This is a genomic window from Bacteroides sp. OM05-12, from assembly GCF_003438995.1.
In the GTDB taxonomy this organism is placed as follows: Bacteria; Bacteroidota; Bacteroidia; order Bacteroidales; family Bacteroidaceae; genus Bacteroides.
The window spans coordinates 36,493-49,183 of sequence record NZ_QSUN01000003.1; the positions used below are offsets into that span (position 1 = coordinate 36,493).

The following is a 12,691-nucleotide window of genomic DNA, read 5'->3' on the forward strand; positions in this document are numbered from 1 at the left end:
TAATATTAAATATAAAAAAAGATGGGAAAAAGTAAGTTTTTACAAGATTTCAAAGCATTCGCCATGCGCGGGAATGTGATTGATATGGCCGTCGGTGTCATCATCGGGGGTGCTTTCGGCAAAATCGTATCGTCTCTCGTAGCCGACATCATCATGCCTCCTATCGGCTTATTAGTAGGAGGAGTCAACTTCACCGATTTATCATGGGTGATGAAGCCTGCCGAGATTGTGGACGGCGTAGAAAAGACTGCCGCCGTAACTCTGAACTACGGGAAATTCCTTCAGGCAAGTTTCGACTTCATTATTATCGCCTTTTCTATTTTCTTATTCATCAAATTAATCAGCCAACTGACACAAAAGAAAAAAGAAGAGCCTGCTCCACCCACACCTCCGGCTCCTACAAAAGAAGAAATTCTACTGACAGAGATCAGGGATTTATTGAAAGAACAAAAGAAATAATTTCATACGAATCCTTACCCCGGCTCCCGTATAAAAAAAGCCGGGATAAGGTCTTCTACTTTCTTTTTGTTTCCCAATAACCGCATATCTTAAAAATAATATGATGCTAAGCAGTGTTTTTCATTGAATATTCAAATATAATACTTACTTTTGCGTGCATAATATTCAATACACATTCATTAAATATATTATGCAAGAAAAGATTATTATTCTTGATTTCGGCTCGCAAACGACCCAGCTTATCGGTCGGAGAGTACGTGAACTCGACACGTATTGCGAAATCCTGCCTTACAACAAATTCCCGGAAAATGATCCGACGATAAAAGGTGTCATCCTCTCCGGAAGTCCGTTCTCGGTATATGATAAGGCGGCTTTCAAAATTGACCTGAACCTGATACGTGGAAAATATCCGATTTTAGGTATTTGCTATGGCGCTCAATTCATTGCATATACCAATGGCGGAAAGGTGGAACCGGCAGGAAGCCGTGAATACGGACGTGCCAATCTCGCTTCTTTCGATAAAGATAATGTCTTATTCAAAGGTGTCAAAGAGCATTCGCAAGTATGGATGTCTCACGGCGATACCATCACTTCGATACCTGACAACTTCAAAACAATAGCTTCTACCAAGGAAGTAAAAATCGCCGCCTACCAAGTAGAAGGCGAACAAATATGGGGTGTACAATATCATCCGGAAGTATTTCATAGCGAAGACGGAACGCAAATGCTGAAGAACTTCGTTGTAGATGTATGCGGATGCAAACAGGACTGGTCTCCTTCTTCATTCATTGAAAGTACGGTTGCCAATCTAAAAGAACAGATTGGAAATGATAAAGTTGTCTTAGGTCTGTCCGGAGGCGTAGATTCTTCTGTTGCTGCTGTATTATTGAATAAAGCCATCGGCAAGAACCTTACCTGCATCTTCGTAGACCACGGAATGCTCCGTAAGGACGAATTCAAGAACGTAATGCACGATTATGAATGTCTGGGACTGAACGTTATAGGTATAGATGCCAGCGAGAAGTTCTTCAAAGAACTCGAAGGCGTTACCGACCCCGAACGTAAACGTAAAATCATCGGCAAAGGATTCATCGACGTATTCGATGCCGAAGCACATAAAATAACCGATGCCAAATGGCTGGCGCAAGGTACGATCTATCCGGACTGCATCGAATCGCTTTCCATCACAGGAACAGTGATTAAGAGCCATCACAATGTGGGCGGACTTCCGGAGAAAATGAACCTGAAACTTTGCGAACCTCTCCGTCTGTTGTTCAAAGATGAAGTTCGACGCGTAGGACGTGAGTTAGGTATGCCGGAACATCTTATCGGTCGCCATCCGTTCCCCGGACCGGGTTTGGCAGTACGTATCCTCGGTGATATCACCCGGGAAAAAGTACGTATCCTTCAGGATGCAGATGAAGTATTCATTCAGGGACTGCGTGACTGGGGACTCTACGATCAGGTATGGCAAGCGGGAGTTGTATTGTTGCCCGTGCAAAGCGTAGGCGTTATGGGTGACGAGCGTACTTACGAGCGTGCCGTTGCTCTTCGTTCCGTTACTTCCACAGACGCCATGACAGCCGACTGGGCACGTCTCCCTTACGAATTCCTCGCTAAGGTGTCTAACGACATTATAAATAAGGTGAAAGGAGTAAACCGCGTTTGCTATGACATCTCGTCAAAACCACCTTCAACAATAGAATGGGAATAAGCAATCAATAGTTTATATTACAATAGTAAAAGTTGTATCAAAACTATCCCAATTCCCCCGCTTGAGCGGGGGTAGGGGGTGTGTGAATTTTCTAACAGTTTAATAAGCAAAGAAAGATCACACACCCCTTAATCCCCGCTCAAGCGGGGAAACTTGGATGCTTTGACGTTTGACACATTCCGTTCTCTTTTATCAAGTGGGTTTAACTTGCCCAAGCTAGCGGCACAGGCATTGTTAGAAAACAATGATTTTGTGGATGCCGGGCTCAGGTTCAGAGAAATTTAAACATAGGGTATTCCCATTCGTTCTCCCTTCACGGTTCTTGCATTCACCCATGCCCATCCTGTCGTTTGCCCATGCCTGAACGCATGGATGACCTTGGTGAAACGAATCAAAGAACAATACTTTTTCATACGTCAAAGAGCGAATCCGCGAACAAGAAAGATACATACCGCAAATACACCTTTATCCTTGCTCCGGCTGCAAAGATACGACATGAAAAAGCCTTTGTCAAGCCCTACCCCTCCATTTGACAGTTTTATAGGACAAGCCGAACAGCTAACTCGCATTCTGCCAAAGGATAATAATTACAGATTGTTCGATTATTGATACAAACGGACACACCCTCTAAATTAAAAGCCAGCTTCCATAAAAGAGTTCCTTTTTGACCCATATATATTTATATATATATATATGGGTTCAAACTACTTCAATTCCAAAATATCCTCTTCGCAAACCGTCAACTTCTCAATTCCGGTTTCCGTCACGAGCCACGAATTTTCAATGCCCACCGCTCCGGTTTCCGGCAATACGATTTTAGGTTCCAAGGCAAAAACCATTTCGGGTTGTAATTCCTGTTTCATTCGCGGAGCCAGCACCGGGAGTTCATTTATCTCTAATCCGATGCCATGCCCTATGAAGCGGGCCTGCTGAGTGATTCCCATAAAATTGTCTGCAAAACCGGACTTCCTCACCACTCCCATCGCCAGCTCGTAAAGTTCCTCACCGGTTATTCCCGGACAGGCTGCGGATGCTATTTTATCCTGAACATCCAAACAAACCCGGTGCGCAGTATAAGCTCTGTCACTCAAACGACCTACGGAATATACCCGACTCATATCACACATATATCCATAGAAATTGCCGTTCATATCCACCAGAACACTATTTCCTTCCTTCAAAAGCGTACCGTTTGCTCCTACCGGCAAGGATTCATCCAACCCCTCTCCTCCCAATGCAAAATCATAGGGCGAAGCTGCCGCAGCATTATCTCCTGCCAACAAACTACCCATGCACACTTCCATAGTCCGTCCGAATACCCGATAAAGTCCCAAAGCTCCTTCCAAACGCATAAGGCGTTCTATTTCAACAGATAATCCAATATCTGTCATACCGGGACGGTATAACTGCGGTATCTGATGATACACTTTTGCATGCAAAGCTGCCGAACGGCGAAACAACTCTATCTCATAAGGCGTTTTCACGCTACGGGCTTCACGCAAAATCGAACTTCCGTTTACAATCTCTGTTTCCGGAAACAAAGCAGCCAGGCGAACATGCTCCGAATAAGGCAGCTCATCACTTTCCAGCATCAGCCTTGAAGGTAAAGGCAGGTTATTTTCTTTCAGCAAATCAACGATCTGCTCCGGTTTGCGAATAGAGAACCGATGCGCACCGCTGATATTATTAGGACGTTTTACGAACAACAGGGCGGGTGCATGAACCGATAAATACAAGTAGCCGATAACAACCTGCCCACACGTATAAAACAAATTAGCATTACAGGTTATCAGTGCAGCATCGATATTTTGTTGTTCCATTAAGGCTCTAATCTTACTGTGCCTCAACTCCAATTCCGTTTGTAACATATTATATTCAATTCTGTTTTGCGAGTAAAAATAGTAATAATCGGTCTTATACCGAACGGAATCACTGCCGAAATTATCAAATGGTAATTTTTATCCCCGGATAAGGCTCTATCTTTGCGCCCGAATTAACAAAAAAGGAAAAAGAGATGAAAGATTGTATTGATTTTGGTAGTATGGAAATTCCGAGACTGTTCCGGAAATTACTGATACCAACAGTGCTGGGGATGGTATTTTCTGCTGTATTTGTGATAACAGACGGAATTTTTGTCGGTAAAGGAATAGGTAGTGACGCATTGGCTGCGGTGAACATCACAGCACCATTGTTCCTGATAAACACAGGAGTGGGATTAATGTTCGGCGTAGGTGCATCCGTAGTGGCATCCATTCATTTGTCACAAGGAAAAGTAAAAACAGCCCGTATCAATGTGACGCAGGCGGTGGCTGTTTCCTCTTTGTTATTGGCTATATTATGGGGAGTCGTATGTATGTTTGCACCGCAAGTCGCCGTATTATTAGGAAGTTCGGAACGCCTGTTGCCTTTGGCTGTGGAATACATGTATTGGTCTGTACCTTTCTTTATCTTCAGCGCATTACTTAGTTCGGGAATGTTTTTCGTACGTCTGGACGGTTCTCCTGTCTATGCCATGATATGCAACGCCATTCCGGCTGTGATAAATATCGTACTCGACTATGTATTCATATTTATTTGCGGTTGGGGTATGCTGGGCGCAGCGTTAGCTACAAGTTTGGGGTATATAATCGGAGCCGCCATGATCTTGGTTTATCTCGGCAGAAAGAAAAACGTATTGCATTTCTGTCCGATAAAATGGAGCAAAAAGAGCAGGCAACTGACGAGACGCAATGTAAAATACATGTGCCGTCTGGGATTATCCACTTTCTTGTGTGAAGCGGCTATTGCCAGTATGATGTTTGCCGGAAATTATGTATTTATTGCCTATTTGGGCGAAGATGGCGTAGCGGCTTTCAGCATTGCCTGCTACTTCTTCCCTATCATATTTATGGTATATAATGCGATAGGACAATCGGCTCAACCCATTCTGAGTTATAATTTCGGAGCCGGATATGCCGGACGCGTACGTTCCGCTTTCCGTTTGGCATTAGTGACAGCCGTGTCTTGCGGAGTTGTCTTTTTGGCATTGACGGCACTCTTCAACCATCAGATAGTAGGTATGTTTATCGACCGTTCTTATCCCGCCTATGACATAGCAGTAGCAGGATTACCGCTGTTTGCGTCCGGTTTTATCTTTTTTGCGGTAAACATCGTTTCTATCGGTTATTTCCAAAGTGTGGAACGGGCACGCCCTGCCATGCTGGTCACCGTATTGCGTGGATTTGTATTCATGGTCATCTGCCTTTTCGGACTGCCGTTGTTACTGAAAGTACCCGGTATCTGGCTGGCCGTACCATTGGCGGAAGCACTTACATTTCTGGTCATAACAACAATTTATTGGCGCAAACGGCAACCTGTTCACGGATGATTTGTTACCTTTGCGGTAATTAGTCAAGTGAAAATATGGATACGTTTATACAGAAGTTCTGTGAGAAATATAGTTTACCGGTAACTACCAGTTTGCAATTATTGGATAAAATGGAAAAATTCACCTTTCGGAAAGGAGATTTTATAGTACAGGAAGGCGAACGAAACTCCAACTTCTATATTATAAGCAAAGGAATCTGGCGGGGACATTATCTTAATGACGGGGTAGATGTCTCCGTTTGGTTTGCATCCGAAGGCGAAGCTATTTTTTCTTCTTGGGGATATATCGAGAATACTCCCTCCTTAGTTTCCATTGAAGCAATGTGCGACAGTGACCTGTATGGTATCTCAAAAGCTGAATTAGAGAGTTTCTATTCATCTTCGGCAGAGTTCGCCAATTTCGGCAGAAGGCTTTTCGAACAACAGTTTCTCAGTCTTGAAAACTGGCTGATAAGCGGAGGAAGCCCGCGTGCCAAAGAACGTTACCTCAATCTACTGGAAGAAAATCCCGAATTATTGCAATATGTTCCTCTAAAACATATTGCGTCTTATCTGTGGGTCACTCCGCAGTCACTGAGCCGGATACGTTCGGAACTCAGCAAGCGAAAGAAATAGAATCTTACCCGACAACGGTGGCTACAACTTTCCGTCCGCCACCCGAATAGCGGAACTCACAAAGATAAATTCCTTGCCAAGTGCCCAAATTCAATCGACCATTGGTGATAGGAATGGTCAGACTTACCCCGGTCATTACCGCTTTGGCATGCGCCGGCATATCATCCGGGCCTTCAAGCGTATGTTCATAATACGCTTCACGTTCTTTTACCAAATGATTGAAAATAGCTTCCAAATCAGTGCGCACATCCGGATCTGCATTCTCATTGATAGTCAAAGCCGCACTGGTATGTTTAATGAAAAGATTCAGCAAACCGGTTTCCGGAAGTTCCGGAAGATACTGCATAATTTCTTGCGTAACCAGGTGGAAACCTTTGTTTCGCGGACGTAAAATAAATTCTGTTTGTAAAACCATAATCTCTTTATGCTTTATGTCTCCAGATAGATAATATTTTCTTTTTTATTGCCAAGATGTTCATAACCGACACGAAGGCGAAAAGAATACAACCGACCACAATAGCCGTCCATAAGCCTCCCGATTGTAATTGGGGGAAAAGTAATGTGATGGTTCCCAAATAGTAATTCCTTACCCAACCGACAATACATATAGAGAACAACAAAACCACTAAGTTCATTCCCATAGTAAGTGCCTGATAGGGTAATGCCACTTTTTTAGGACTATATCCTATCAAAAGCAGATTCTCCAGTTTTGTGGTATTCTTCTGCAACAATAAATAGATACTCAACATCAGTATATAGAAAGAAAGCACACTGATAAACAATCCTATGGCAAGCACAATACCAATTATCAATTTAAGGAAATAAGTAGTCTTACCCGCATCCAGTTTATTATCTTCCGTCTCATAACCTTTCTTCTGAAAGAAACGGGCAATCTTTTCATCGGCAGGATTGTTCACCTCGACAATCAAACGGGAAGGACCTCCGTTCTTATTCGGCGCAAACTCACGATTCGCCCAGTCCATAAACTCTTCCGGTACAAGAATCGTATTCAATCTATCGGAGAAACCGACTATATTCCCCTTATACTTCTCTATATTTCCATTACCCCGAATCACTATATCCAATTGAATCATTCCCATCACTCCTTCGGACAGTTTAGGCAGACTACGTGCCTGTGCAAAACCAAAATTATAGAGATTCAGATAGTTACGGGGGATAATGATAGGAATCTCCTTACTGCTTTCCGTAAAATGCCATTTATCCAGCCCTACATCGACATATTCATTCGGAACAGACTCAAAAAACATATCGGTAGAGAGACGGATTCCTGCAGACTCCATTCCTAATCCGGCAGAAACAGTAAACAAAGAAGGTTGAAATTTACCAACTCCTTTTGTAAAGCTCTGCTCTTTTATCTCTTTTATATCATTGTCAGTAAACACATTGCTTTTACCAGCAAAGGAACCCAACGTACTAATCTTTTTTGTGACGATGATATAATCCTTTTTCATGAAACTATCGCCATCCGTAAAGACCGGAATCACATCCTTATAGAACTGAACACCGAGAAGCACGATAACCATGCCAAACAAATTGGCAAAGAAAAAACCTGCCAACTGAGGCACACTGATATGCTGACGCAAAAGCTTCCAAACAAATCTCATAATCTTACTATTTTATCGTAGTTCAGTTCCAAATGCTTTCCTATAGAAGTAACAATAACTCCTGCTCCCTGTTTTTGGACCTCTTTCATAAGCAGTTCACACATGATATTTCCATTACTTTCATCCAAATGACTAATCGGTTCGTCCAGAAAAATAAAATCGAAGGGCTGACACAAAGCTCTGATTAATGCAACACGCTGCTGCTGGCCAAATGAAAGTTGCCCGACTTTTATATTTATCTTATCCGCTATCCCCAATGTCTCAAACATGAGAGTAATTTCTTTACCGGACCTATATCCGGTCAGACTGTTTTTCAACCGGATATTCTCCATTGCCGTCAGTTCCGTGAATAAACGTAAATCCTGAAATAACATACTAATGGATCTTTTACGTATTTCCGTCCAGTCGGTTATCGTCTTCTTACGGATATTCTCACCATCAAAACAGATAATGCCTTGATAGTCGTCCCGATAACCATAAATAAAACTGCAAAGAGACGACTTCCCTGTACCGGAAGCCGCCTCTATCAGATAAATTCTTTCTTTTTGAAATTCCACTTCCTTATGCCAAACGTCGGAAACTATCAAATCCTTTCCGGCAAAGACTTCAGGAAGTGTTTGTTGTAAGCTGATTGTATTCACTTTATTTTAAAGCTGTTTATCATTTACCTCCGGCCAATTTCTCGCCTAAAGCAAAGAGTTGTTTCAATGCATTCTCATCTTGATTTGTCATCACAACATCAAGTGTCACTTTATTCATTTCCGGAGCATAGAATTCAATATAGTCAAACTGAGACAAAACACTACGAGCCAAAGCCGCTGGCTGTCCACCCATTGACAGCATCAAGTTCACCATCGGCTGATTCAATGCATCTTTTATATTAGCTACCATAAACACGTATGAACCTTTAGCCGTAGAAGCCCATTTTGCATCAGACATCGGATTGTCTACTTTCTTGCAGATGTTCTTTGAGGCCGCCTCATCAAGTGTGAAATAGAAGACTCCGTCTTTCATTCCGTAATAAGCATTTGCGCCACCACCGATTGTTACCGAATAATTATTATCGTCGATCTTTGTCGCTCCACCTTGCAACGCATTATTTACAGTTTTCAATATCTCATCATTTTTCACTTGTACATAGCATGTCAAAGCCGGTACACCCTGTGCTGACAAAGAAGTAATGCCATAAGCCAAATCTCCATTAATAGAACTAATGATATTATTTACATTTACTCCATTACCCTCTATTCCTTTCAATGTTTTCTGAAATTCTTCGTTTTCAGCCAAGACTTTGGCCAACTTTTCTCCGTTCAAATTCATACCGGTATAATACAAAGAAGAAGCCGGGAAATATTTCAGGAACTCAGAACCTATTTTGGAAATTAGTCCTTCATATTGCTTATTAAGTTTATCAACAGCTTCATTCTTTACAGATTCCGCATCCAAAACAATCTTGCCTTTTTCAAAGTTCAAAGTAACAACATAAGCAATATCTTTTAAAGTCAATCCTTCAGGCATAGCCGCTTTTATCTGCATAGCATAATCGGAAGGAAGCACATCCATTGTAGTATAAACTACAACATCTGCATTTTTACCGCTCATTTGCTTAAAGCCGTCATTTGAAGCAATACTCTGTTCTGCCGTCTGAGCAATCAACTTCTTAGCCATATCTTGAGTGGATTCCGTATCAAACACATTCTTACCGATTAAAATCAGCAAAGTATTTTCATTGAAACAAACAACATCCTTTTCATTCAGGAATGTCAGCTGATAACCGTTCACACCGGTATCTTCCAAAGGCATACTAATCTGTTCGCTCTCCAACAATTTGAATAACTCTTTCACTTTATTCATATCGTTTACTTTCGCCACAAGCCCTTGATTTTCGGCAGCTTCCGTAGCAAACAAATAAACTTTATCCGCAGTAGATATACCTGACTCCGCAGGATCTTTAAGCACTTTATCCATATATTGCAAAGCATCTGCATTTAATCCGCTTTTCAATACTTCAGCGAGCTGTTGTTTTGCCGCTTCATTGTCATTTACTCCACTTTTCTGAGTCAACGACTTTAAATCAAGAGAGGCTATCACCGAAGCATCTGCCGGTATCACATTTACATATTCCACACTTTTGGTACAAGATGCCAAGAACATTACCGACACCAGAAACGCCGATAAAACAGAAATCAGATTACTTTTTTTCATTTTCATACATTATTAATTAAGTATTATTGATTCGATAAATTCAATGTATGGCAAGCCACTAATGCCGCCGTTTCTGTCCTCAACCTGGATTTTCCCAGACTGACAGGTGTAAATCCTTTGGCTATCGCTTTTTCCACTTCTTCCGGGCTAAAATCCCCTTCCGGCCCGATTAACACTAAGGCATCTTCTCCTTTGTGAAGCACATCTTTAAGCAAAGGTTTTTCACCCTCATAACAATGTGCTATAAATTTCTGCCCTTTAAAATCCTTATTCATAAACTTATTGAAATCAATCATTTCATTCAATATGGGTAAAGTAGCCTTCAACGACTGTTTTACCGCCGAAATCAATATTTTTTCAATTCGTTCCGTCTTGATTACTTTGCGTTCCGAAAAACGACAATTAAGGAAAGTCAACTCATCAAAACCAATCTCCGTAGCTTTCTCAGCAAACCATTCCGTACGATCCATATTCTTGGTTGGAGCCATCGCTATATGCAGATGACATCCCCACGGAGACACTTGATGAATGGTCTCCTTGATCGTCACCAAACATCGTTTCCCTGAAATCGTACCAATCTCCGCCTTATAAAAGCAGCCTTTACCGTCTGTCAAAAAAATCTCGTCTCCTTGTTTCAACCGAAGCACACGTATACAATGTTGTGCTTCGTCCTCCGGCAACTCAGACTTTACTTGAATATCCGGCGTATAAAATACATGCATAGACTCAAATTACAAATTCAAAATATTATCTTCCGGACTCAGTTCTCCTATTTCTCTTCGACGCATTTCATCCCTTATCTGGGAAGCAAGCTCGTAATTTTCTTCCTTTACCGCCTTATCTAACGCCTCCTGCAACAAATCCATATTTACAGTAGTTATAGGAACGGCAACCGGTCCGCCATCTTCCAACTTAATACTTTCAGCCTCAAGAACATCTTCCGTCACATATATAGGACAACCAAAACGCAACGCAAGCGCAACGGCATCCGAAGTACGGGAGTCTATTCTGGATATTATATCATCTTTCTCAAAATAAAGATACGAATAGAAAACCCCTTCTTGCGCTTTATAAATTACCACTTCTTGCAACTCCACTTGAAAAGCATCTGCAAAAAAGACAAACAAGTCATGTGTAAAAGGACGCGGAGGCGTGAAACCTTTTAAGCTAAAAGCTATTGCTTGCGCCTCTGCCGGACCTATTATAACCGGTAACTGACGACGCTCTCCGTCCACTTCCTGCAAAACCAATGCATAAGCATGTGCCTGTGCCAAACTACTGGAAACGTTTAAAACCTTAAGCTCAATCTTTTTACTCATAACAATCCCTCCTGATTAAAATTATTTATTTTAATTCAGCCGGATTATGCTTATATTTGAATACTAACGCAAACACGATTGCCACAACTAAAGCATAAGCGGCAAAAATATACCATACAGCCGACCAATCGCCCACTGTATAAAACTCTCCCTGATATTCTGTTGAGTAAGTAAAATGGTTCACAACAGCCTGTGCACCAAGTGTACCTGCCATCGCACCAATTCCATTTGTCATCAACATAAATAATCCCTGGGCACTTGAACGGATAGCCGGATCGGTTTCCTTATCAACAAACAGAGAACCTGAAATGTTGAAAAAGTCAAACGCTACACCATATACAATCATTGAAAGAATGAACATCCAAACACCGTTTCCCGGATTACCGGCTCCAAACAGCCCGAAACGTAGTACCCATGCAAACATTGCTATCAACATTACTTGCTTAATGCCAAACTTACGCAAGAAGAACGGTATCAACAGGATACACAAAGTCTCCGACATCTGCGAAAGGGATATTAAAGCATTGGCATGATTAGCCCCAAAGGAAGCTGCATATTCCGGTATTGCTTTAAAACTTGTTATAAAAGGATTGGCAAATCCATTTGTTATCTGAAGCGATACTCCGAGAAGCATAGAAAAGATAAAGAACAGTGCCATCTTTTTTTCTTTGAAAAGAGTAAAAGCACGCAATCCCAATGCTTCAACAAGACTTTTCTTATCACTGGACTTATTAACCTGACAATTAGGCAATGTCACTGCATATAACGCTAAGATCAATCCTAAGCAACCGGATACAATAAACTGCATATAAGTAGTCTGAAATCCCATACCGTCAACCAAAAGCATAGCACAAATAAAACCAACCGTACCGAAGACACGTATCGGAGGAAAAGCTTTTATCGTATCCAGACCAGCTCCATCCAAAACAAAATAAGCAACAGAATTAGACAAAGCCAGTGTAGGCATATAGAAAGCAACACTCAATGAATAAAAAGTAAACAAAAGAGGAAATTGTACATCCGTCCCTGCCGAATAGGCATAATATCCGGCAGCCAACATAAATGCACCGGCTATCAAATGGCAAAGACCTAACATTTTCTGCGCCGGAATCCAACGATCGGCGACAATACCAATCAAGGCCGGCATAAACATGGACACAATCCCCTGCATGGCATAAAACATACCAATATGTGATGCTTGATTAACACTCACCAAATAACTTCCCATAGAAGTTAAATATGCTCCCCACACTGCAAATTGCAGGAAATTCATAATTATCAGTCGTAACTTAACATTCATAAACTTATGTGTTTTTCCAATTTTATACTTATATATGCAAATGTACATAATTTTTCTGAAAAGCATAATACGTTTACGAATATTAGTT

The 12,691-nt window shown here is 41.6% G+C and carries 13 protein-coding genes; 4 read left to right on the top strand and 9 right to left on the bottom strand.

Translation table 11 applies throughout. The features are described from left to right. The first annotated feature begins 21 nt into the window (after positions 1-21). Together mscL and guaA are read left to right on the top strand one after the other, a co-directional pair. On the top strand, positions 22-459 hold the full coding sequence (mscL, locus tag DXB63_RS03565) for a large-conductance mechanosensitive channel protein MscL (RefSeq protein WP_122125025.1): 438 nt from the start codon (positions 22-24) through the stop codon (positions 457-459). A 190-nt stretch (positions 460-649) separates the two neighbouring features. After that, positions 650-2,173 (top strand): glutamine-hydrolyzing GMP synthase, encoded by a 1,524-nt coding sequence (gene guaA, locus DXB63_RS03570; RefSeq protein ID WP_122125247.1) that lies wholly within the window; start codon positions 650-652, stop codon positions 2,171-2,173. A gap of 281 nt (positions 2,174-2,454) precedes the next feature. Here guaA and DXB63_RS18340 read toward each other — a convergent pair whose 3' ends face one another. Together DXB63_RS18340 and DXB63_RS03575 are read right to left on the bottom strand one after the other, a co-directional pair. After that, complete coding sequence (locus DXB63_RS18340) at positions 2,455-2,586, bottom strand: hypothetical protein (RefSeq protein WP_255419990.1); 132 nt, start codon at positions 2,584-2,586, stop codon at positions 2,455-2,457. 291 nt (positions 2,587-2,877) lie between these two features. Then, the gene (locus tag DXB63_RS03575; protein ID WP_122125026.1) at positions 2,878-4,041 is read right to left on the bottom strand and encodes a Xaa-Pro peptidase family protein; all 1,164 of its coding nucleotides are present in this window, start codon (positions 4,039-4,041) and stop codon (positions 2,878-2,880) included. Positions 4,042-4,187: 146 nt separating this feature from the next. Between DXB63_RS03575 and DXB63_RS03580 the strand changes: the two genes are divergently transcribed. Next, positions 4,188-5,540 carry an MATE family efflux transporter gene (locus tag DXB63_RS03580; protein WP_122125027.1) on the top strand — a complete coding sequence of 451 codons (1,353 nt, stop codon included), beginning with the start codon at positions 4,188-4,190 and terminating at the stop codon, positions 5,538-5,540. A gap of 35 nt (positions 5,541-5,575) precedes the next feature. Beyond that, positions 5,576-6,154, top strand: a complete 579-nt coding sequence (locus DXB63_RS03585; protein WP_122125028.1) for a Crp/Fnr family transcriptional regulator — start codon at positions 5,576-5,578, stop codon at positions 6,152-6,154. 4 nt (positions 6,155-6,158) lie between these two features. Here DXB63_RS03585 and DXB63_RS03590 read toward each other — a convergent pair whose 3' ends face one another. Genes DXB63_RS03590 through DXB63_RS03620 form a run of 7 tightly spaced genes read right to left on the bottom strand, consistent with a single transcriptional unit; the run spans position 6,159 to position 12,603 of the window. Beyond that, positions 6,159-6,569, bottom strand: a complete 411-nt coding sequence (locus tag DXB63_RS03590; RefSeq protein ID WP_122125029.1) for a secondary thiamine-phosphate synthase enzyme YjbQ — start codon at positions 6,567-6,569, stop codon at positions 6,159-6,161. Positions 6,570-6,576: 7 nt separating this feature from the next. Next, the gene (locus tag DXB63_RS03595) at positions 6,577-7,782 is read right to left on the bottom strand and encodes an ABC transporter permease (RefSeq protein WP_122125030.1); all 1,206 of its coding nucleotides are present in this window, start codon (positions 7,780-7,782) and stop codon (positions 6,577-6,579) included. Beyond that, a complete protein-coding gene (locus tag DXB63_RS03600) occupies positions 7,776-8,420 on the bottom strand; it encodes an ATP-binding cassette domain-containing protein (RefSeq protein ID WP_122125031.1) in 645 nt (214 codons plus the stop codon). The genes DXB63_RS03595 and DXB63_RS03600 overlap by 7 nt, the downstream gene beginning before the upstream one ends. Before the next feature lie 19 nt (positions 8,421-8,439). Then, positions 8,440-9,984 (bottom strand): DUF4836 family protein, encoded by a 1,545-nt coding sequence (locus DXB63_RS03605; RefSeq protein WP_158563632.1) that lies wholly within the window; start codon positions 9,982-9,984, stop codon positions 8,440-8,442. Positions 9,985-10,007: 23 nt separating this feature from the next. Beyond that, complete coding sequence (locus tag DXB63_RS03610) at positions 10,008-10,706, bottom strand: 16S rRNA (uracil(1498)-N(3))-methyltransferase (protein ID WP_122125033.1); 699 nt, start codon at positions 10,704-10,706, stop codon at positions 10,008-10,010. A 9-nt stretch (positions 10,707-10,715) separates the two neighbouring features. Then, a complete protein-coding gene (locus DXB63_RS03615) occupies positions 10,716-11,303 on the bottom strand; it encodes a bifunctional nuclease family protein (RefSeq protein WP_122125034.1) in 588 nt (195 codons plus the stop codon). Between the two features lie 25 nt (positions 11,304-11,328). Then, positions 11,329-12,603 carry an MFS transporter gene (locus DXB63_RS03620; RefSeq protein WP_122125248.1) on the bottom strand — a complete coding sequence of 425 codons (1,275 nt, stop codon included), beginning with the start codon at positions 12,601-12,603 and terminating at the stop codon, positions 11,329-11,331. Between the last annotated feature and the right edge of the window lie 88 nt (positions 12,604-12,691).

Bases quoted from the DNA above. Each gene is read 5' to 3' on its own strand.
- guaA (WP_122125247.1), top strand. From the start codon at position 650: ATGCAAGAAAAGATTATTATTCTTGATTTCGGCTCGCAAACGACCCAG.
- DXB63_RS03605 (WP_158563632.1), bottom strand. From the start codon at position 9,984: ATGAAAAAAAGTAATCTGATTTCTGTTTTATCGGCGTTTCTGGTGTCG.
- DXB63_RS18340 (WP_255419990.1), bottom strand. From the start codon at position 2,586: ATGAAAAAGTATTGTTCTTTGATTCGTTTCACCAAGGTCATCCATGCG.
- mscL (WP_122125025.1), top strand. From the start codon at position 22: ATGGGAAAAAGTAAGTTTTTACAAGATTTCAAAGCATTCGCCATGCGC.
- DXB63_RS03615 (WP_122125034.1), bottom strand. From the start codon at position 11,303: ATGAGTAAAAAGATTGAGCTTAAGGTTTTAAACGTTTCCAGTAGTTTG.
- DXB63_RS03590 (WP_122125029.1), bottom strand. From the start codon at position 6,569: ATGGTTTTACAAACAGAATTTATTTTACGTCCGCGAAACAAAGGTTTC.
- DXB63_RS03580 (WP_122125027.1), top strand. From the start codon at position 4,188: ATGAAAGATTGTATTGATTTTGGTAGTATGGAAATTCCGAGACTGTTC.
- DXB63_RS03620 (WP_122125248.1), bottom strand. From the start codon at position 12,603: ATGAATGTTAAGTTACGACTGATAATTATGAATTTCCTGCAATTTGCA.
- DXB63_RS03575 (WP_122125026.1), bottom strand. From the start codon at position 4,041: ATGTTACAAACGGAATTGGAGTTGAGGCACAGTAAGATTAGAGCCTTA.
- DXB63_RS03585 (WP_122125028.1), top strand. From the start codon at position 5,576: ATGGATACGTTTATACAGAAGTTCTGTGAGAAATATAGTTTACCGGTA.
- DXB63_RS03610 (WP_122125033.1), bottom strand. From the start codon at position 10,706: ATGCATGTATTTTATACGCCGGATATTCAAGTAAAGTCTGAGTTGCCG.